Source organism: Legionella nautarum (genome assembly GCF_001467895.1).
GTDB classification, from domain to species: Bacteria; Pseudomonadota; Gammaproteobacteria; order Legionellales; family Legionellaceae; genus Tatlockia; species Tatlockia nautarum.
In genome coordinates this window covers 21,224-43,624 of sequence record NZ_LNYO01000010.1, presented here as the reverse complement: position 1 = coordinate 43,624, position 22,401 = coordinate 21,224, and the positions used below count along the sequence as shown (strand labels likewise).

Sequence of the window (22,401 nt, the reverse complement as noted above, 5' to 3'; positions counted from 1 at the left end):
ATGCATTATCAGAATCGGTCAATTCTTCTTGCCTCGAAACATCAGAAGGAAAAAGCAATTGCTGATGTTTTTTTTGATAAACTGGCGTGCACACTTGATGTGCACGACTTTGATACCGACGAATTTGGTACCTTCACTGGTGAAATAGCAAGGACCACATCCCCTTATCAAACTTGTGTTTTAAAAGCACGCCATGCTGCAGAGCGCTATAAATATGAATTGGCGATTTCCAGTGAAGGAAGTTTTGGTGCGCATCCGTCTTTTCCTTTTATTCCTAGTGATCATGAAATTATGGTGTTTTTAGATAGGAAGAATAACTGGATCATTGCAGAGCAATATATTACCCCCAAGACAAATTACTGCATGATGACCATCAATCCGCAAACAGAGCTCAATGATTTTTTGAAAAGGGCAGGCTTTCCCGAACACGCACTTACCCTTCAGACCCATAGCGATAAAAAAGTAGTTGCAAAAGGAATCAGAGATATAAAAGCGCTTCAAACTGCCTTAGCATCGGGTTTTAAACTAGAAAAAGAGCTCTTTCTCGCAACCGATATGAGAGCAATGATGAACCCAACGAGGATGCAGGCAATCGCTGTGCTCGCCGAAAAACTAGTCAATCGCATCCGATGCTGCTGCCCTTTATGCAGTGCTCCTGGCTTTGGGTTTAAAAAGACCGAAGGAAGTCTTCTTTGCCGCCAATGCGCATCCCTTACTTCCTTATACCAGCAAGAAATTTGGGGTTGTATTCAATGTGATTATTTTGAAAAATATTCAAGGAAAGATGGCTTAATTGAAGCAGAACCTCAATACTGTAATTATTGTAATCCTTAAAAAAATAAGTATAGGAGTAATGAAGATGCAAGAAAATCCTCTTGTTGGTATTGTAATGGGCTCTCAAAGTGATTGGACGATACTTAGTGAATGCGCAAGAACATTAAAGGACTTTAAAATTTCTTTTGAAGCAGAGATTGTCTCCGCTCATCGAACACCAGACAAGCTCTATAATTATGCGCAAAATGCCGCTGAGCGGGGAATACAAATTATTATTGCAGGCGCAGGTGGTGCCGCCCATCTTCCTGGGATGATGGCTGCAATGACGAGGCTCCCAGTTTTGGGTGTGCCAATTCCATCTTCCTTACTCGATGGTTTAGATTCATTGCTTTCGATCGTTCAAATGCCCACGGGGGTTCCCGTTGGTACTCTAGCTGTGGGCAAAGCGGGAGCTATCAACGCTGCAATTTTAGCAGCAGCAATCCTTGCTAACAACAATGTTGAGATTTGTGAACGGTTAAATCAATACCGAAAGCAACAAACTCAAAAAGTTCTTGAGAACCAATCCCCATTGGAGTTATTATGAAACTTGGCATCTTAGGTGCTGGGCAATTAGCAAAAATGCTGGCTATTGCTGGGCACTACCTTGGAATTCGCACTCTGTGCTTTGCACCCGATACAAATCCATGCGCATCCGATGTAACTCGTATCATCTCAGGCTCTTTCTCTGACGAAAAGTTAATTACGGCTTTTTGTAACGAATTGGATTGTGTTACTTTTGAAACGGAAAATATACCATTAGCTTGTGCTAATACAATCGGAGAAAAAGTTTTATTTTATCCCCCTATTAAAGCTCTGAAAATTAGTCAAGATCGCTTGTTAGAAAAAAAATTTCTAAACTCATTAGCTATCAAAACCGCACGTTTTGTTGCAATTGAAACTCTCGATCAGCTATCCGATATTTTTATAAGTTGGAAGAATAGCCCTGCCGTTTTGAAAACAAGACGATTGGGTTATGATGGTAAGGGACAATATGTGCTTCATCAGCTTTCTGATATAGAAAAAGCATGGAAACTGATGCAGTCTAATGATTTAATTTTGGAACAATTTGTTCCTTATGAAGGGGAACTATCACTTATTGCTGTGAGGAATAAACAAGGAGAAACACGATTTTATCCTCTTATTAAAAATCAACATTACAATGGTATACTCCACTGGTCTGAAGCTTCATTAGCTAATAACTTGTTGCAACAGAAAGCCGAAAGCATTGTTAAAAAAATTATGGATGCTTTGGAATATGTAGGGGTAATGACCGTCGAATTTTTTCACCACAATGGCGATCTCATCGTCAATGAAATAGCTCCCAGAGTTCATAATTCGGGTCATTTAACGATTGAAGGGGCAATGACTAGTCAGTTTGAAAATCATTTACGCGCAATTTTTTCTTTACCCTTAGGCAATACAGAATTTCTTAGTAATTGCTTTTTAGTAAATTGTCTTGGCAATATGTTTCCCATAGAAGATTGTCTAAACATTCCAGGAGTTCATTATCATAATTACGGTAAAAAATCTTATCCTAATCGGAAGGTAGGACATATAACTTTATTCGACCACGACCTTAATCGATATGAAGAGAGTAAGCTTAAACTTATGAAAATGATAAACGATTCAATCCTTCCTGTGAAAAGTTGATTCATATCCTTGTACATAGTTTATAAGAGTAGAAAATATTTTATCCAGTGGCCTGGATTGATAAAAGATGGAAGTAAAGTATGTTCAAAAAGTTATAAATTAATTTTGATGTTACTTATTTAGATTCACCTTAATTAATTTATAAATTTGATACTATTATTCGACCATCATCCCTTAGGACTTTCCTTTGGTCGAAAGGCCTTAACTGATATTTTCACAACTCCACTGAATATGAACTCTAGATCTATTTATATCTTGAAAAGAGCAAGAAACCGCTTTAGTTGAAATAGTCAAGTTAATATTAACAATGATGTGTTTATTGTTAATTTAATTTAGTCCTTATAACTGAAGCAATAGCTCCCCGCCGGGTCTTATTAATTTTAAGTATTTTCTCTGTTGAAGAGAAAAATTGAACTAAATCATTAAGTTGTTGCAAACTTATTTTAGCATTGATTAAATCCAATCGTACCTGGGTTGTATTTTGCTCTCGCTGATTAACTAAAAAAAGTGTGCTATCCCCTTGATAAAATTTTTTCATCTCTCCATGCTCTACTTTTTTTGCCAAGTGCAAAGAATGAGTCAGTAAATTAATTTGCTGATTGTAAATTCTGATTGCTATAAAAAAATTAGCTAATTGATTACTTAATTTTTCATAGATAAATTTTTTTTTAGTTTTAATTTGTTTAAGTTCACTGGTGCTGCTTAGGAGTCTCCCTTTTGCCTCGCGTTGGCAAAACGGAAATTTAAATGAAATTCCCACCAGTGCTGCCTGGGGGATTAGCCTAGGGTATCCTCCGTTTCCATATTGTTTCGAGGTATAAGCCATCGCATCCAAGTTAGGTAGTAAATCATTACGAGCTAAATTCTGTTTCATTTTAACGATATGATAATAACTTTCCATTTTACGAAGTTCTGGATGATCTTTTAATCTGTCAAAAATAGTCGATACTGTAATCCGTTTTGCTTTTATTAAATGGGGTAATTGAGAGGTTTTTGGTTTCAGTCTTCGCCCTCTTGAATCTCGATAATAAATTGAAAGGTTTACTGCCGCCTGCTCTAGCATCATCTTACCTTGATTTACAAATTGTTGGCGTTGGATCATCATTTGTAAATTTTCCGCTATAGCCAGTTTAGCCAACTCACCTTGATTTGCTTGCTTTATGATAGCATCTTGTCTTTTCTTTGCTAAAAAAAGCAAATGCCTGAAAGCCTTCACTTGAAAGCCTGCTTCAACCCATTGCCAATAGGCTTTAATGGCTTCTTGATATATTTTTATTTTCGTTGATGAGGCATTTTGATTGTTTAAGTGAATTATTTCTGCCTGGGTAAACAAAGCAGTTCGCTCTTTATCAATTGCTCTATTTCTGAGCAAAGGGAAAGATAAGCCCACACGGTATTCACCGCCAGAATTAGTAAGGTAATTTTGATAATATATAGGCCAATCACCACGTCCAATCCGGTATCCACCAAAGAGTTTTAGACCATTTTTTAGGGTAGGGACAACCAATTCATTATCGATATGTGTATTAACATAGCCTCCAAAAGGTTGGGAGCGGCTGTTAATATTCAAGGTAGGATCAAAATTCCCGAGTGCGCTGATATAATCACCTTGAGCTTTACTTATTTCTAAATAAGCAATTATAACTTGTGGATAAAATTGATCGACTTTCTCAAGGATATCCACTAGCTTCAATGGCTCATTAATTCTGCAAAAGCTTTCTGAAGAACTCAAAAGAAACAAAATTAGGAGTATTACATTAATAAAAGCCTTAGATCGGTAAACTAATTGGTTGATCATAACTTTTTATACTCATCATCGCTTTCAGGAGGAAAACCATTAAATTGACGCCAAAGTTCGTACCATAACGGCACTTTACCTAATTGGACCCAACCATGAACTAAAACTCCCTGTCTTAAAAAACGAGTGTTAGGCCATGGCTCATTGGGGACAATGACCACTCGAAAGAGACCTCGACCATTATCAGTCGGATCGATGAATGCAACAGTGCCCCTAAACGTTCCTACTGCAATTTCAGGCCATCCGCGAAATTGAATAGCAGGCCAACCTTCGAATTGGAGCTGAGCCTTTTGATGTAAGCGGACAAAAGGTATATCATTTCCATCAATCCAGAGTTCTACTGCGCGTGACTTAGTATTCGGAATAATTTGCGCTAATACCTGACCTGCACTAACAACGACGCTTTGTTCTCCGGTTAATCGCTTAAAAATAGTACCTGCTACGTGTGCTTTTATAAGTTGAGTTTGTTGTCTGGCAATCCGTATATCAATATCAACTTTATTGATATTAGCTTGAGCAAGATCATTTTGATATTTAGCATACTCAATCTGTGCAAGTTCATACTGACGCTTTGAGTTGATGCCCTCCTCATATAGTTTCTTCTGCCTAATGACATTTGATTTTCCTGCCGCTATAGCCTGTTTGGCTGCTTCGATTCTGAGGAGAATTGCTTTTTTTTCTAGCTCCAAGCGCGATAAAAGCTCAGGATCATTATCCGACACATCTACTAAAGGATCACCTGGCTTTACTATCATTCCTTCATCAACATACCATTTTTTTATTCGTCCACTAATAGGGGAATTAACAGTATGTAGACGCTCTGTTGGTGAAAAAGCGATTACTCGGCCATTTCCTAATGCAAATTGTTGCCAAGGCGTCAATAAAAGAATAAGCACCATGCCTAAAAAAATCGGTAAAGTAATGAATAAAACTGTTTTCGGTTTAGGTAGCTTTTTTAGAATTGTATAAGAATAAAGTTTCATAAATTCACATTTGAAAAGTGAGGGAATAATGACAAGTCTGATCGGTTACTCAGGATAATTATTAGCGTGCTATCTAAATTTTTTAATAAAACTAGTATTTCTTCTAGGGTTTGTGAGTCAAATAAATCAAGGCTTCTATCGATAACCAATAGCTGAGGCTTTAAGAAGAAAGCACGTGCTATCATTAGCTTTGTTAAATCTTCCTCAGTAAATACAGTTTGCCAATCATAAATCAAAGTGTGAAGGTCTTCAGGCAGCTTTCTAATTTTAGCTATTAAGCCTAATTTCTCAAGTAGGACATAGACATCTACATTTGTACTGTTTTTGCGTTTTAAAAATAAATTGTCGTATATACTGCCTGAGAACCATTGAATCCCACTGACAAGAAGGCTGTGATGACGGAGAAGAATACGATGCTTTTCATCACAAGATATTCCATTTATGTCAATCTCCAAAAAATTATGTTTTGCAAAACCAAACAAATCCTCAACAAAATATTTACATAATTCAGAGCTGGTAGTTTTAATGATAAGAGGCTGGTTTTGTGAAAGAACTACTTGATCTTTATCATGAATACGTAATCGGAAATAATTTTGCGATGAAAAAAAATTTAGGGCTTTTTGAGTTTGTTCGGTAGGTAAATTCATAAGTGCATCAATTTTGTCAGAAGATGCCCTTAAGTCATAATAGTTTTCTAATAGTGTACCAAATCGTTTGAACGCATAAATAAACGACCCTAATATTATCTCAGAGGCGACTAATTGGCCTAAACTTAATTGATTGTTGATAACAAGATAGCCTCCTAAACCAAGTAGAAGACTGGTTGCAAAGGCGGATAAAATATAAAAACCAGTTTGCTGCTTAATCAGTTCTTTGAAATGTTGATTTCTCACTTTCAGAAATTCAACTAACCTGCGATCTGTTTCTTGAAGAACGAACCGATCATAAAAATTAAATTTAAATAAAAAATGGTTGATTAAAATTTCCTCGAGCCATGAGCCAATTTTATGTTTTTTAGCACATTCTTTTTTCGCTGAATCGATAGCTTTACGATAAGGAACAAATACAATAAGTAGGATGCTTATTACAATAAAACTATCAAAGAAAATAAAAAGAGGATGATAGGCTAAAAGCAAAATTAAACCAAAAAATACTTGCAGACCAAGATTTATTCCGTAAATCAATAAGCTGGCAAGTGATTTTTTTATAGTCACAATTTCAAAAAAGCGATTAACCAACTCAGGCCCAGAGTGGGTTGAAAAACTCTCAATAGATAGATGGGTGAGTTGTTCTGTTAAATTTAAACTAACTTTTACCATCAGTTTCTGTTGAATTGTCTCAATGATAATAAGCTGCCAAACACTGAGGGCGCCTAAACTTACCATTAAAATGAAAACCATGATACTTAGAGTCAATACAGGTTGTAATAATTTACCAAATGCAATTAAATTAACTAATGTTTGAGCGGCTATTGGAACAATTAGAGATAGGATACTGACTAACATACTAATAATAACAATTGAAAAAATGGTTGATCTATCTAGTGCTCCTGCTGTAAGAGAAACTCTTCTCTTCATCTTCATATCCCTATCTAATGAAATAGTTTATCAATTGCAATTGGTAAATATTAACCCATTGATATCAAAGTATATTCAATGTAAACACCCCATTATTCACTCACTAATTTTGATTATCCTTTTCATCAAGGATGATATGAATTTTATTTTAAAATACTAATAAAATAATTCTGAGTCATCAATTTATAGAAAATTAAATTGCTTATTGCTACCTTCCCTTTGCCTGTACCATATAAGACATTGATTGGTATCTGCGCCTTATTGATGGTAACCATTTCCTTCATATTGCTAGGCAATATAGAGACTATCATTTGATGCAACGCAAAAGTCTTAGCTCGCATGATTGCCCAAGATTCATCGTCAAAACCTTTTAGCAAGGGGTACAATCATAGAAGTATACTAATCTATTTAGAAGTCGTTTAAAACTTTTCTCTCATAGGATTATCATTCCCTAAATCGGACTCTAAAAAATTTAAGAGTTTTTGCTAGTCGTCGCAACTGTCATTTCCATTTTATCTTGCCGAGCAAAATTTTCTCTAATTTGTGCGAGTTGTAGCTTGTGAAGCGGTGTCATGATAGTTAATCTTCCAAGTTGCTCTAATGCTTTATCTGTTTCACCTGCTGACAATGTCTTTTGAGCCTGCCGCAATGCCGAGATATCACGACCGTAGTTGTAAATTCCTATGAAGCCGGTTGATCTAAGAGAAAGCACAGACTTTGCTTCAGCAATGAGTCTTCTTACTATAGCTTGTTTATCAAAGTGCACGGGTTGCAAAAAAGTGTCGCTCTTAAGTGCTTTAAGAATGTCTCGATTTTCTGCTAATTGGGGTAAATCCTTTTTTTTGGATAAAAGTCTCGCATCCGTAGAAAAACCAGTTTTCTTATGCTCGATAGCGAGGTTAGCTGTTTTACCCGTACCTTTTACTATCTTTTCTCCCGTATGTGCTGCCTCAGATGTTTCGAGAGTTTGTCCTTTTTTATTAATCACTTGACTTTTTAAATGGTCTGGCAGTGATGCAAAAGAAGTTTTGGATTGGGAATCCCGATATAAAAAAGCGAATTCTTTTGGCATGTTACTCGCATCAAATGATTTCACCTGTTTACTAAAATTATATTCGCTAAAGTCATTTTCCTTAGCCTCAAGCAGAGCAAAGGAATCTATGTTATTTAAATGAAATAAATGATCGAGTGTAAAACGAGAGCAGCTTTCATTGTCATATTGAATTCCTTGTACTTTATCATCTGCCCCCCTTATAGTGCCGTGCTTTAACCACCTAAATTTGAACTCGGGAGAGTCTGTTGAGTAATTCGGATATTTTTCTGCAAGTTTCAAAAATATATCGAGTGCAGCAGTGATTCCAGATTCGTCACCCAATGCATCTATGTTTAACATTTTGACGCTTTTATTAGATACCTCCATATCCACGGCAGTCCAGTGAACGTCATTGACTTTAATTGCTACCTGGAAGCGAAGTGTTTCATTGTCTTTTAGGTGCGCTGCTTTTTCATAGATAGAATCTACAAAGCTAGTGATATTATCTTCGTTATATTTTTCATTAGGCATATCGTCACGTGGGTCAATGTCCAAAGAATAACAATTTAATACCAAGCCTTTTACTGCTAGCTTTTCTGCTTTTGCAGCAAGAACCGCATTGACTGAATTTTGAGACCATTTATCAGTATCTAAGCCGCTTAAAACGTCGTCTTCAGTTTTCATCACCTACCACCGAAAACCTCTATATCATTTAATATAGCAGTTTTCTGCGATCTGATTGGCACTGAGGCGTCAGAGCGAAAATTAGCAGGGTAAAAAACCAATTGCTTGCTCTTTATGGTCAAATACTAGTCAATCATAATAGTTAGCAGTATTGTCAAACAAGATTGTGAGAATATAAAAGATTTTTTGGCTGGAGTGGAAAGAGAGGTCATGCCCCTACTTGTCTATCTAATAGAAAATCAAAAGTTTTTCCCTCGGCAATTAGATAATTAAGCTTTTGCAATTACTGATGAGATCACTAAGCTGATTCATACTCGCGTTCAAATTCAGCAGGAAGCAAAAAATTCCAAAAATAGACCATCCTGCAGAATGGTCTAGATTTTTTATCTTGTATATGGGGCTTCAAATCCTTCCATGTCAAATTCATGTAACTCAGTTTCGCTCTCCCCTGATTTTGCAGAAGAAGGAGGTTGAGGAGCTGCTTTAAAAAATGTATTCGGATAGGGAGGAGGAACCCAATCGTTAGTAATAAGTAAATCAACAAAGCTTTCGCTTTGGGGATTAAGCTCTGGAATATCTGCGAGTGTCCAATTGTTGTTCATAACTGACTCAATGAACACATTGAAATCCTCATCAGGTTGATCAGTCATCGTTATGTTGCTGCCATTCGGTGGTGGAGTTTGAGAATAAGAAGGCCCTGTGGTTAACTCAAGGGGAATAATCGCTTCTTCTAAGCGACTCTCGGTTAAATCCTCACCAGGTTGATCAGTCATCGTTATGCTGCCATTCGGTGGTAGAATTTGAGAATAAGTAGGCGCTGCGGTTAATTCAGGGGGAATAATCGCTTCTTCTAAGTCAATCCCGGTTAAATCCTCATCAGATAGATCAGCCATAGTTATGCTGTTGTCATTATTCGGTGATGGAGCTTGAGCATCAGAAGGCGCTGTGGTTAACTCAGGGTTAATCGACGCTTCTTCTGAGCTCTTCTCGGTGGAACAGTCAATCGTTGTTGGCAAAGAATCTTGCTCAGTTCTTTTTTGTCGTTTTTTAGACCTCGCAGACTGCCCTTCGTTTTCTGCGCGGCGCTTTATACTTGCTTGGCGAGTAAACGGAGTCTCTTGCTTTGGGGTCATTTCGGAAGCGTGTTGCTTGTCCCAATTAGCAAAGCTTTCTTGACTAGTGATGCAACGATCTAGGTACTCGCGCACTTTTCGAGAATGCTTGGCAATGAGGGCGATGATGCGATTTGTATCGGATTTTTGCAGTTTTAAAGCGGCTGCTTTCTCAACCACGAAGTTAAACGTGGTAGAGCTTCCTGGGCGTGATAAAATTCGTATCACCTGATTCATTTCAAAGACAGAGTTAGCTATAAACCCCGTGCTGTAAGCGCGACGTAAACTTTCCAAACATTTTGCGCCACCTATATGACCGATTATCTGTTTGAGGGCTTCTTTTTCAATACCCCATTGCTCAAGTTCTTCCTTCTTCACTGTGAAGAGGGCATTTAAATTACTAATACCCCCACTACATTTAGCAACCTCAAATAAATCAGTCAAATTTAGATCTAATTCTTTAAGTCGTTCATCATCAGTAGAGATATTTTCAATGTATTTGCAAATCTTTTCTCCACCATTATGCCTACTTAATTGATGCTTTTCCTCAGGACTCAGCAGAAATTTATTTTGCCCAGACGTTTTTTGCTCACTGCTCTTCTGGGCCGCTAATTCTGCTAAAAAGTTATTTATTTTTTTATAACCATGGTTACAGTTCAGTAAGTCTACAACCATTTGACGCTCTACTCCTAACGAATCAAGGTAGTCCTTACTAAGATTTGCGAGACAGGTTAGGTTACGCGCTCCGCCGAGATGGCTGGCAACGTTTACTAGGTCAGTGGGGCTTAGTTTTAACTCTTGCATCACTCGTTGATGAAGATCAAACTTTAAAAGGGTTTCAGCATTTAAATAGCCATAATGATGACTAATCAGGTTGATTAATTGAGTTTTATCTAACTGAAAATCCTTGAAATCGGAGGGTTCATATTGCAAAAAGATCTTTAAATTTTTATAGCCATAGATGTGACTAGCAAGTTTTATAGCCTCATTAGCTGATAATCCACCCCAAGCCAGAACCTTTGGTGACTGGAAGTCAAAATCGAGCAGGGCGTTTAGATTTTTTTCTCCCTGAGGACGATTTAACACCGATAAAAAATATTGTTTTTTAGGAAGCCATGCCTTGATCCTCTCTGAATCAAGATCAAGTGCCAAAAGAGAAGCTAACTTCTCTTTTCCTCCATCACTGACCAAAATTGTGACAAGGGTATCAACTGATAAGTCAAGCGCAGTAAAGGCAGGATGGCCCAAATCAAGCTCAAGAAATTCAAGTAAATAGGTGGATCCTTGTCTAAAAGTTAAAAACTTTATTAAATGTTCGGCAGTTAATCTATGGTTTTTAATTTGCGGATTTCGTAAATTCACCTTTTCAAAATTCACCAAGCCCTCGGAGTGGCTCAGAATTGTTGCTAGATTTTCTATGCTTAAAATATCTGAGAGATCTTGCGATTTCTGTTGTTCTACAAGGAAATCTAAACGCTTTTGGCCCCCACGGAGCATCGCAATTTTAAAAATTACTTCTGGGGATAGATGGGGTTGCAATTGGTTATGGTAAGATAAAAAAATTTCTTTCTTATACCAGCGTGTTAACTGCATGCTTTGGCTCTGAGTATAACCATACTCGACTAATGATGTTGCTTTCTTTGCTCGAAATTGTCTGGCGGTTGAGCTGGTTGAGGAAAGGGGGGTTTTTTCTTGCATAGCTATACTCTGGATAAATCGATTTTTAATTATCTCGTTTTTTTGATTGCGATTCAACCTTTATGTTCAAAAAAACATCATTTCACCGGCGTGTAGCTTCTCTTTTCAGAAGAAAAGGACGTTGAACTTGAGCAGTGCATTTAGATTTTTTTCTTCCTCAAGATGAATTAACACAGATACCAAATATTGTTTTTAGAAGCTGTAAAAAATATTGTACTGACAAGAGAGAGCGATACTAGTAAATTAGACACACACTGGACAATACTAAAATTCCGGTTTACACCTCTTATAGGAAGATAGCGATGGCAAGGGATATATTTTTAGAGGCAGCTACTAACCATAAAAAAGAGTACGAGTTTGGCGGACCGTTAGGAGTCTTGTTCATTATTATTTTTGCGCACTTACTCGTTTATTATTTGTGGATTTCAATGACCTATTACCAAGGGGGGTTGCTGTATCCATCTTCATTAGCGGATACCTCCTTATTCTTTAGTCGTATGTGGCAACATCTCGTCGATGGTGCAGCACCTACACCCTATGCTTTTGTGGTTTATATCGGTTTTTTTTCTATCCAATTATTTTTCGCATGGTGTATGCCCGGCCTGTGGGTGAAGGGATTACCCGTGCAGTCCGAGGGTAATATCCAGTACAAATATCTCTGCAATAGTGCCGCTAGTTGGTACGCATCCCTTATTATAATCGCGCTATTACAGTTAACCGGCTTATTTAGATTGACAGAATTTGCTGATAATCTTGGGCATCTTCTTACTGCTGCTGTCATTGTTAGTGATGTTTTTTGTCTCCTATTGTATCTACTACCCTTGCTCTTAGATAAGCAAAGTCAAATATCAGGAAACCCGATTTATGATTTTTTTATGGGTACCATGCTTAATCCGCATATTGGTATTGTTGATTTGAAACTTTTTTTTGATATCCGATCTTGGATGCTACTGTTTTTCATCACCTTATCTGCTGCTGCAAAACAATATCAGCTTTATGGCTTCGTTTCCTGGCCTATGATTTTCATTGTAGTTGCCCATTTTCTTTATACCAATGCTTGTATGAAGGGCGAGGAATGCGTTCCAACTACCTGGGATATCCTTTCGGAAAAATGCGGATGGATGATTGTATTCTGGAATGGTGTGGGTGTACCGTTTATCTACTGTTTTAATGCCTTTTATATTTTAAGAAATAATCCCCAATATCCTTTTGCTTTTACGATTCTTCTTTTTGTGGTGCTATTTACCGCTTACTACATTTGGGATACAGCAAACAGCCAAAAAAATCGCTTTCGCATGCAACTTAGAGGAACCTATGTAAAACGTTACACCTTTCCTCAATTACCTTGGGGTACGCTTCATAATCCACGACATTTGCAAACAGCCTGTGGCAGTACTTTGCTAACTGATGGTTGGTATAGATACGCAAGAAAAATTCATTATACTGCCGATATCATTATGGCATTTACCTGGGGATTGTGCTGTGGATTTTCAGGTATTCTACCTTATTTTTACCCCCTATTTTTCACTGCAATCCTTATTCATCGTTATTATAGAGATTCTAAGCGTATGTCGATTAAATATGGGGAGGATTGGAAGCGGTATTGCCAAGAGGTTCCTTATAAATTTATTCCTTATGTTTTTTAAAAAAGGAATTGAATTTTATAACTCATTATCAAATAGGCGAGAGGGACCAAAGATTGAGGAAAAGCAATTAATTGACAAAGGAGCGCTTTTTTTAATTAAAAAGAGAGGTAACAATGTACTATCGATTTCATCGTTGGTTTTCTACTCTATCACAATACTGTAAAGCCCTTTACGCTTCGTTCTATTCCTCCGTGTTGTATGCTGAAGTGGTGAAGCGTTGGCAGGGATTGGGGCTAGGATACCTTTTATTCCTAATTATTTTGGGGGCCATTCCTTTATCTGGGCGGGTGATGATAGCATTTCATCATTTTTTTAAGGAGGAAGTTCTATTTCCCCTGCAGTCGCTTCCTCTACTGACCATACAAAATGGCGAGATCATTGATAAACAACCAATGCCTTATTTAATAAAAAACAACAAGGGAGAAGTGGTTTCAATAATCGACACGACAGGAAAACTGTTTGAAATGAATCAGGCATATCCTCAACTTAGCGTTTTAATTACCAAAAACAAAATGATTTTAAGACCGCCCAGTTATAAACAGTTTCTTGGTTTGGCTAAAGACAACGTCGGCAACCCCATTTATACACGTACTTTTGACAAAGGGCTTAACGGATTACTCTCTGGCGCAGAGTGGGTTCATTCCACTGGGATTTCCAGGTTAAATACACTGATGCAAATCCTTGTCTTTCCCAGCGTCACTCTATTTTATTTTAGTGTTTTTGCAGTTACTTTACTTCTACTGTCCGCATTGGTGCAGCTATACTCTGATATTTTTTTCAATCGTAAACTCTCATTCAAAGCATCATGCCGTCTATTGGCCGTAGCTGCAACGCCTACTTTGGTGCTATTCTTTTTTATGCGCGGCGCTAATTTCGCTGTGCCGGGAATGAGCTTGGTTTATGGGGTACTCATTCTTAGTTATATTTCTTATGGGTTGTATTCAGTCAAACGGTTTAGTGTTTGATTTTATATATTCTAATTGAACACAGTCCCCAACTCATTAACTCTACGCCCTGATAAATGGGCTCAAATTGTTCGTGATCGATAGTTCTCGTGGTTATAATAATTCGGCTCCCTGGTTTTAGATGGACCATCTTTGAAATTAATTCATTCCAGGTAACCTCACTAAGACAAGTGGCTGCCACGTAAAGGATATCGGCATCACTAAAATCGTAATGCAAAAAACTGTCCTTGATAAACTGAATGCGCTCCATTTGAGTTAGGTATTCTTTCTCAGCATTAGGTTGTTGAAATCGTTGAATTGCTTTTTTTAGCTGTGCATTCGATTGTTCATACAGGGGAGGTAACAACTCAATACCAATGGATTTGTTAACATTAAAAAATAATAGGGCGCTCAATACTGCTTTTCCTGACCCAGAACCTAAATCATAAAAGATATCTTGCGTGGAAGGAGAGCTTCGTTCAAGAATGGTATAAAACGACAAAAAATCGATTTCTCCATAAATAAACTCTTTATTTTGAATCAAATGCAATAATCGATACCTTATCGAAGAAGATTTCGCATGAACTTTTTTATAAACTGCCTCCAAAATATCTATCTTTTTTTCTATGTTTGGCCAATCAGCCCTCTGACTTAATTGTCTTTTTTGCTCTTTTCTCTTGAAATGGGGAACCAGTATATTGGTTAGTAGAAGTTTTAAGATAACAAATAAAAAAGGTAGGGCGATAATAAAGTAGAACATTAGCCGTCACAGTGTTTTAGGAACCATTAACATAGTATTATAGGCTCCTTAAATACTCTAGAGCTGACTTATCGTCGTGTTCTGCAACCTCTGTTTTTACCGGAGGGGATTGAGTAGGCTCCTTAGCTGTAAAGGCTAAAGCGTTTTCGGTAATATCATACATAGCGACTGAAGCAAAATGTGTTTTGTATTGATGATCAGGATCACTTAAAATCATTTTGCGATGGATTCGAGCATAGTCAAAATTCAAACATGCAGTCATGAGTTCTTTGATAACCGATTTTACTTGTTCAAGATCAGTTATCGCTTGCCCCTGGCCATACAAATTAAATAACTTAGTATTCATTACAACCGTTTGGTTCTTTTGAAATTCTGGTCTATTAAATATCCCCTCGCTTATACCTAGCCATTCATGCAAGCTATAAATCATCAGCCAGGATTGATAGAGACGCCAGTAAGTTGTTTTTCCATCTGATACTTTTTCAATAATAAAATCATGAAGTTGAATACATCGCTGATCTCTTTTCATTAAAGGGTCGCTACATTTTATTTTTATCTTAAAGTTGTAAAGCTGCTGCAAAGCTTCCGTTGAGGGTTCAAATAGTTGAGTAAATATTTTATTGCCAAAGAGACTATGAAAATGAGGGTCATTTTCATTAAGGTTTAAAAGCTGGTAATAAGTTTGATCACTCGCAATATCCTGATTATTTTTAGGCACTAACTGCGAGTATCCAATTCTCAATTTATCAGAAGGTTTGTCTATCTCCGGTACGACTAATTTTAATAACATCTTTGCTGTATCAAAACATTGGGTTTCATCAGCAAATTCTTGCTCAGCTTTTATAACTTCAATCAAATCTACTGTTCGTCGTTCTTTCACAATCTTTTTTTGCCGGAATTATTTGTGTGGCTATATTGTACAAAAATATATCAAACTTGTAAATTAATTTACAAATAACTCCTAAAAAGAATTTATTACCTATTTACTTCTCATGGTTCAAATTCAGAGTCGGATCTCATTGGGATTAAATTTGCTTGAAACTCTTCAGAAGATCTGGTTAGGGAGAAAAACTGATGCTGTCCATATTGGAAATTCATTGCGTTTTCAAAATTGTTACACATATGTTGAACTACAGCTTTCTCTTCAGATTTTTTTAAGCAGGCAAGAAGACGGGGAAAGTCTGTACTAAAATCGATAAATGCAGCAGTTTGACCTCGGCCATCTTTTAAAGCATCTGCATAAGCTTCCCGCATAAAGGTTAGCTTATTTTTTATTTGTTGCAGCAGATTAGCTGCTTTAATTGTATCATTGCAAGCAACCGCTTCATCATAAGCACCAATTAAACGGTCGGTTGATAAGAAAGCCATTCTCATGGATAACTCTACAAAATTTTCGAGAAAGCTTTGTGCTTTTTCTTCATAAGCTGGTAGGAACAAACTGTAGTCCATAAGCTCCTGTAAATTTTTTGCCGCTACAGCTAATTCTTTTTCAGCTTCTACAAATTTTCCCTCATTTAATAGATACGGAATACCAACGAGATTATTATGCAGGTCTTTAATTAATTCATTGATCATTTTGTTTTTTTAATAGTTAAATGGGGCAATAAATTAGCATAAATTTTCCCGGAAATACAGTAATAAAATTAAAAACAATTTTTTGCTAAACCATCTTTTCTAATTTCGTTTCATACTTCCAGCTAACCCAATGACCAGTGGATAAATAGTAAAGACCGCAATGGATAGGTTCCGTTGAATAGCTAGCTAACAATTGCGCGTAATGGGTGAGTTGTTGATGATGTTGCCTTTGTGTTATATCGCTTTCATTGCCAGTTTTAAAATCAATAATCCAGCGGATGCCATTGTCTATAAATGTGCGATCAATAATTTTTGTGCTTACCAAGCCTTGTTCGTTGACCAGCAATTCATATTCGTTGCGTTCTTCTTGCTGCGCTTTACTAAGCCATTGACCAGTGGGATCGCTGAACAAATGAGTGATTTGGCGGCGAAGTTCGTTAAAGGCTTCTTCCTGCTCCACTTGAGTAAACCCTAAACTTTTAAATTGTTTGACAACCATTTCCCAGGGTAATTCCTCAATGTCAGAGGGGTGATGGTTGCAAATCCATTGTAGTAATTCGTGGGCAACAATCCCAAGCTGTCTTGCAATACCATGAGAAATAACTGGCATTGAATTTTGGGGTTGAAAATCGGGAGTTGGGGGAGGATGTAGGTAAAAATCGATGGGTAAGCGATAGATTGTAGAAAAAGATTGCTCAGCTTCATTTTCTAGTTCTTCTTCATTTTGTGTTAAAAATTCTTGATTTTTTAAAAAACTGCGGAAGCTGCCTTTGCTTTCTTTTTCATTATTATCAAAAAGAAAAAGACGTTTTTTAGCTCGGGTTGCGGCAACATAAAATAAGCGTTGTAGCTCATAATGATCTTTTTCAGCATCTAATTTACAGAGATAATTATAGAGTAAACATTGTTCTTGGTGAGCTGCTTTTATAGGGGACACGAGTAGCAGCTCCTCCCTTTGTTGACTGGGTAATTTCAACCAACGCAGCAGAGGTTGATCACTAGTCTGCGATTTGGCGCTTAGGCCAGGCAAAATAACACTGTCGAATTCTAAGCCCTTCGATTTATGAATGGTCATCACTTGTAAGCGAGAAGGATTAACGCGCTGTGAATAAAGTTTATCAAATTCAATTTTAAAATAGTCAAAATCGGGGAGTTGACCTGCTGGGGTAGAGCGTTCGAGTAATAACCAGAATTGTTCTAAATCTTCCAGTTGTAAGCCATCAAGGATTTTATCACCATGTAAATTTTTAAGCGTTTGTGCTATCCAATCCACTAAGCTTTGTTGATGGCGGCAAGCAAGCGCATCATGCATGACTGCATAAATAAATTGCGCACGAATACGGCCCTCTTCTGTGAGTTGAGTTAAGCATTGTGGCTGCGATAAAGCGTAATAAATCGATTTTTTGCGATCAAAATTAGCAAGCGAATGAAGGTCGGCAAGCGAAAAACCGCCGAAAGGACTGCGCAATAAAGCAAGCCAGGCTAGGCGATTTGCAGGGAATAATAGGGCTTGGGCTAAGGACCAGAGATCACGCAAATGCGGAAGTTTTGCTAAAAGCTCAATTTCAACGCCTTGAAATGCAATGTTTTCTGCACGCAATAAATGAACGATTTCTCTTAATTGGCTGCGGGAACGCACTAAAATAGCGATTTTATCGTCGGGATAAGTTTTTAATTCTTCGGCAATGAATGCGACTAGCGCTTGAGCTTCTTGGCGGCGATTAGGAAATTGCCAGGCTTGAATGTGGCTATTATTGCTCCCAACTTGGACATGTACTGAGTGATGAAAAGAAATCGCTCCTGATTCAATATCGTCATATTGGGGAAAAATGGTTTTAAATTGCTGATTAACCCAATCGACTATGGTGGCGGTTGAGCGAAAATTGCAGCATAACTCTAAACTCTCTAAATGAATGGGGCCAATTCCAGTTTGTTTCGCTTTTAAGAAAAGACCTACCTCTGCTTGCCGGAAACGGTAAATCGATTGCATGGGATCGCCCACAACAAATAACGTGCGCCCATCATCAGGCTGCCAACCCTGTACTAGTTTACCTAGCAATTGAAATTGTTGAATTGAAGTGTCTTGAAATTCATCAATGAGCAAATGCTGAATCGTATTATCGAGATAAAGGGCTAAGTCAGTGGGTTGCTCCTCATCCCCTAAAGCTAGCAATGCTTGTTGAGAAATCGCGCTAAAATCGACTTCATTCTGTTCAGAAAAAATTAAATGCAAATGGCCTACTAATAAGGGAAGTAAAATGAATAAAGCTTGTAGAACCTGCCATTGCTCGGGATTGTAATGCGGGGAGGGTAAATTTTTAATTTTGATTAAGGCATCAAGAAATCCCTGAGTCTCCTCGAGTTTGAGCAACAGTGTTTTAGAGTTTGACTTCAGTTTATTGTACAAAACATCTTCGCAAGCTCCTCGTTTTAGCCCAACATGATGGTCAAAGCCCTTTCTTAATTTATCTTCCGAAGTGAGCAGTAGAGCAGCTAACCCTGCGGCAATTTTGCGATTGATTTGATCAAAACGGACCCAATCACGTAAACAATAACGAGAATTCTCGGGATTGGATTCCACAGAGGCCATCTGATTGGCGAGTGAGCACAATTCGCTAGCTAATTCCAAAGGAATCGTTTGTTGAAAGCGCGTTAACTCATGTTGCTCAATAAAAGCGAGCATTTGTTCATAATTAGCTTTATTTTGTTCGCGTGCTGAGTAGAGTGAGCCTAGCCATTGGTCGCGGGTGGCAAGTAATTCGCTGAATAGCTCTAGTAGTCGATCTTGACGATTATCTAAATGCGCCAACAAATGTTTTAAGGGCATATGAAGGTTTTCATCAGCAACAGCATGCGCAAGGCAAGCTTTAGCAGCAGCCCTATAATGGACGTCAAGATTGTCGCTGATTTCGGCGAAAGGGATTTGTTTTTCGGCTAAAGGAATTGCATGACAAATTGTTTGGCACAAAGAATCGATAGTAATGATGCGTAAGCGCCCAGGATAATCCAATAATTGCCAGCCAAGCTTTTCCGAACGCGCAAGCGCTTCGGCGGCATAACGATAAGTTTGTTCCTGATGTGGCGAGCTGGCTTTAGCTCCTTTAGCCACTTTTTGTAAGGCTAATAAAATGCGTTCACGCATTTCACTGGCTGCTTTGCGAGTAAAAGTGAGCGCCACAATTTGTTCAGGCGCATTCACCGTCCCTAATAGCCGCAAATAACGTTGCGTCAAAATCTCAGTTTTTCCCGATCCTGCTGGCGCTTGCACGATAAACGAGCGACGAGGATCCGTGGCTTGTGCGCGTTGTTGGCTGTCCTTGAGCATAAATTAATTAATCCATTACTATTTCTTGTGCAGGAGCTCTGAGATTATAGTTTGAACTCATGCAATGTCCGTAAGCTCCGGTATTCGCTATTAATAGAATATCTCTTTCCAGCGTTTTAGGCATCAGTCGATCGTAGCCTAAAGTATCTCCAGATTCACAAATGGGGCCCACGATGTGGGCAAAACCTATTTTCTCATCGTGTAGTCGGCTTAAATTGACAATTTCATGGTAAGCGCCGTAAAGAGCAGGGCGCAGCAAGGTATTCATGCCTGTTTCGATACCTATAAAATGTGTTTTACCTTTTTCTTTGCATTGAGTCACTTTAGCGAGAATAACACCGCTTTCAGCGACAAAGAAACGACCTGGTTCCAACCAAAAGGACAGATGGGCAAAACTAGATTTGACAGCCATCAGCGAGGCATCCAAGGCTGCTAAATCGAGTGCTTGCTGGCCGGGTTTTTCAACGATACCTAAGCCGCCGCCTAAATTAATGATGCTCACCTCAGGAAAATGAGGAAGTAGGGAGCTCAGCATAGCTGCCGTCTGTTGCCAAAGCTCAGGCGTTAAGATACCGGAGCCGGAATGTGCATGTAACCCAATGACTTTAATTTGGTTTTGTTTTACTAACTCTCTAAGTTGAGGTATATCGCTGCGTGGTATACCAAATTTTGATTCATTACCACCAGTACAGACATATTTATGATGACCAGCGCCGCTACCTGGATCAATACGCAGTAAAATGCGTTGGTTTTTAAAGAGCTCAGGCCAATTTTCCAGTGGATATAAATTATCAATCGTCACATAGCAGCCTAAAGTGAGCGCAAAAGCATATTCGTCTTTGGCCGCAAAATTAGGTGTGAAAAGGATTCGCTGTTTATCGATATTTGGAAACAGGGTTATCACATGCTGTAGCTCTTCGATAGAAACGCATTCAAAGCCAATCCCTTTTTCATCTAAAGTTTGCAAAATGGCAGGATGGGGGTTGGCTTTAATGGCATAAAATAAGGAGTCGACTGATTTTAAGTCGAGTAATTCCTGCGCTTTAGTCGCTAGGGTTTGGCGATGATAAACATAGCAGGGCGAGTTTGTGTTGGCCAGATCCAGCAAGCGCTTCTGTTCATTTTCCCACCAAGGCTTAGATTTTGCTCCGTTATTGCCAAATTCTTCTTGCCAGCTTTTAGAGTAATAAAAGCTCTGCGGATTATTTTCAATCAATAACGCATGCAGTTTTTGGCATAATTTGTCGGCTTGCCCCTCGTCCACTACAAAGGTTAGGTTCAAGTCATTGGAGGCTAAAGACATAAGATAAATTTGCTGAGCATCAAACACTTCAAGCGTCGGACCTAATTGTGGCAGAACCGTGCGAATATGATGGCCTACTAAGCTCACAGCGCTACAAGGTTCAATGAGTTTTGCCCGGCCGAAGCGATTTAGATCGGCTAATAAAGCTTCAAGGGAAGCACGATCGCGAAGTTTTGCACTACTATCCAAGGAGAGCGTCACGTTAAATTCGGAGGAAGAGAGCAGGTCAACTGAAAACCCATGCAATTTAAACGCGGCGAAGATATCTGCTAGAAAACCCACTTGCTGCCACATGTTAAGTGTATCGATCGAAATCAAAAGAATACTGTTTTTGACTTGGATGGATTTAATAGGAGGCGCTTTGTCGTCACTCTCTTTTGAAATGCGTGTCCCAGAATGTTCTGGCAGGCGAGTGAATTTAACGACCATGGGAATTCCGGCCTTACGTACCGGCGGTATGCAATTAGGATGTAAAACTTTTGCACCCATGGTGGCAATTTCCTGGGCTTCATCGTAATTTAGCTGTTTCAGAAGACGCGCATTGGGTAACTGATGGGGGTTTGCGGTATAAATTCCTGGGACATCAGTCCAAATTTCGCAAGCACTGGCTTGTAACAAGGCGGCGAGTAGACCTGCTGAGGTATCTGAGCCTCCTCGGCCTAGCAATACGGTATCGCCATGTGGATTTGCTGCGAAAAAACCCTGGGTGATGATGACTTGCGCACCGCTGGCAAGCAATTTTTTCCTAAGTGCAGGGTTTGCCTCAGGATTACAGCGTGCAGCCAAATAGTTCACGGTATCTCCACCAGGAATCGGCGTAGAAACTAAGGCTTCGCGTACATCAAACCATAGACAGTGAATTCCTTTATTGGCTATAAAAGCGTGTCCCAAGCGGGTCATCATTAATTCGCCGAGACTGAGAATTTGTGCGCGAGTTTTAGCAGGCGCTTCTTTTAAGAGAGCGATACCGGTGAGCCATTGCTTTAATTGATTTAAATCGACACTAATTAGTTCTGCCGAAACGTTTAAGGCTTCAGCGAGATCCAGATAACCTTGGGTAATTTCTTCTTCTATATTTTGATGTTGATTAAGAAGTGCTGCCTCGATTGCTTTTTCTAGTTTATTTGAAGCTTGAGTGAGTGCGGAACAGACAATAATAGGTTGTACGCCACTAGCAATATGTTGTTGCGTAATCGCAGCAATATTTTCCCAGGTTTGCAGCGAAGAGACGCTAGTTCCCCCGAATTTAGTTACAACTTGTTGCATGATAAAGCTCGAGCAAAAAAAGAACACATTACCACGGACTAGAAAGTAATTACAAGCAAGTATCCCAAAATAAAACGGTATTAAATGACCATCATGATCTAAATGTTTTCATGTTGGATTTTATATGAGTTTGCAATGATTTTATTAGCAATTTTTTTTTAATAATCAGTTGAAAAGCTATCCAATTCATTTATTATCACTGTTTGTTTTTTTGCAATATTCTGGGATGCA

15 protein-coding genes are annotated in these 22,401 nt (G+C 38.4%); 5 read left to right on the top strand and 10 right to left on the bottom strand.

Going from position 1 to position 22,401, the window contains the following annotated elements:
* Genes Lnau_RS03120 through Lnau_RS03110 form a run of 3 tightly spaced genes read left to right on the top strand, consistent with a single transcriptional unit; the run spans position 1 to position 2,466 of the window.
* Positions 1–834 carry a DUF6671 family protein gene (locus tag Lnau_RS03120; RefSeq protein WP_058503699.1) on the top strand — a complete coding sequence of 278 codons (834 nt, stop codon included), beginning with the start codon at positions 1–3 and terminating at the stop codon, positions 832–834.
* Between the two features lie 25 nt (positions 835–859).
* On the top strand, positions 860–1,360 hold the full coding sequence (gene purE, locus Lnau_RS03115) for a 5-(carboxyamino)imidazole ribonucleotide mutase (RefSeq protein WP_058503698.1): 501 nt from the start codon (positions 860–862) through the stop codon (positions 1,358–1,360).
* Complete coding sequence (locus Lnau_RS03110) at positions 1,357–2,466, top strand: 5-(carboxyamino)imidazole ribonucleotide synthase (protein WP_058503697.1); 1,110 nt, start codon at positions 1,357–1,359, stop codon at positions 2,464–2,466. Before purE ends, Lnau_RS03110 begins: the two co-directional genes overlap by 4 nt.
* 322 nt (positions 2,467–2,788) lie before the next feature.
* On the opposite strand, the gene Lnau_RS03105 is transcribed toward Lnau_RS03110, so the two are convergent.
* From Lnau_RS03105 to Lnau_RS03080, 5 genes are all read right to left on the bottom strand, one after another.
* Positions 2,789–4,264 carry a TolC family protein gene (locus Lnau_RS03105; RefSeq protein WP_065240235.1) on the bottom strand — a complete coding sequence of 492 codons (1,476 nt, stop codon included), beginning with the start codon at positions 4,262–4,264 and terminating at the stop codon, positions 2,789–2,791.
* Positions 4,261–5,247 (bottom strand): HlyD family secretion protein, encoded by a 987-nt coding sequence (locus tag Lnau_RS03100; RefSeq protein ID WP_058503696.1) that lies wholly within the window; start codon positions 5,245–5,247, stop codon positions 4,261–4,263. The genes Lnau_RS03105 and Lnau_RS03100 overlap by 4 nt, the downstream gene beginning before the upstream one ends.
* A complete protein-coding gene (locus Lnau_RS03095) occupies positions 5,244–6,824 on the bottom strand; it encodes an ABC transporter transmembrane domain-containing protein (protein ID WP_058503695.1) in 1,581 nt (526 codons plus the stop codon). Before Lnau_RS03095 ends, Lnau_RS03100 begins: the two co-directional genes overlap by 4 nt.
* 472 nt (positions 6,825–7,296) lie before the next feature.
* Positions 7,297–8,541 (bottom strand): hypothetical protein, encoded by a 1,245-nt coding sequence (locus Lnau_RS03085; protein WP_058503693.1) that lies wholly within the window; start codon positions 8,539–8,541, stop codon positions 7,297–7,299.
* A 383-nt stretch (positions 8,542–8,924) separates the two neighbouring features.
* The gene (locus Lnau_RS03080; RefSeq protein WP_058503692.1) at positions 8,925–11,351 is read right to left on the bottom strand and encodes a hypothetical protein; all 2,427 of its coding nucleotides are present in this window, start codon (positions 11,349–11,351) and stop codon (positions 8,925–8,927) included.
* Between the two features lie 302 nt (positions 11,352–11,653).
* Here Lnau_RS03080 and Lnau_RS03075 point away from each other — a divergent pair, with 302 nt between their 5' ends.
* On the top strand, positions 11,654–12,997 hold the full coding sequence (locus tag Lnau_RS03075) for a phosphatidylethanolamine N-methyltransferase family domain-containing protein (protein ID WP_058503691.1): 1,344 nt from the start codon (positions 11,654–11,656) through the stop codon (positions 12,995–12,997).
* A 113-nt stretch (positions 12,998–13,110) separates the two neighbouring features.
* Positions 13,111–13,962 carry a DUF1189 family protein gene (locus tag Lnau_RS03070; RefSeq protein ID WP_058503690.1) on the top strand — a complete coding sequence of 284 codons (852 nt, stop codon included), beginning with the start codon at positions 13,111–13,113 and terminating at the stop codon, positions 13,960–13,962.
* Here Lnau_RS03070 and Lnau_RS03065 read toward each other — a convergent pair.
* The 5 genes from Lnau_RS03065 to Lnau_RS03045 form a co-directional block, all read right to left on the bottom strand.
* Positions 13,952–14,701: a class I SAM-dependent methyltransferase gene (locus Lnau_RS03065; protein ID WP_058503689.1), complete on the bottom strand. Its 750-nt coding sequence runs from the start codon at positions 14,699–14,701 to the stop codon at positions 13,952–13,954. The genes Lnau_RS03070 and Lnau_RS03065 overlap by 11 nt on opposite strands.
* Positions 14,702–14,738: 37 nt before the next feature.
* Entirely contained in the window at positions 14,739–15,581 is an 843-nt protein-coding gene (locus Lnau_RS03060) for a hypothetical protein (RefSeq protein WP_058503688.1), read from the bottom strand.
* Between the two features lie 110 nt (positions 15,582–15,691).
* Complete coding sequence (locus Lnau_RS03055) at positions 15,692–16,276, bottom strand: hypothetical protein (protein ID WP_058503687.1); 585 nt, start codon at positions 16,274–16,276, stop codon at positions 15,692–15,694.
* 85 nt (positions 16,277–16,361) lie between these two features.
* Positions 16,362–19,601, bottom strand: coding sequence for a UvrD-helicase domain-containing protein (locus Lnau_RS03050; RefSeq protein ID WP_058503686.1), 3,240 nt, complete (start codon positions 19,599–19,601; stop codon positions 16,362–16,364).
* 7 nt (positions 19,602–19,608) lie between these two features.
* Positions 19,609–22,170, bottom strand: a complete 2,562-nt coding sequence (locus Lnau_RS03045) for a bifunctional aspartate kinase/diaminopimelate decarboxylase (RefSeq protein ID WP_058503685.1) — start codon at positions 22,168–22,170, stop codon at positions 19,609–19,611.
* Positions 22,171–22,401 lie beyond the last annotated feature (231 nt).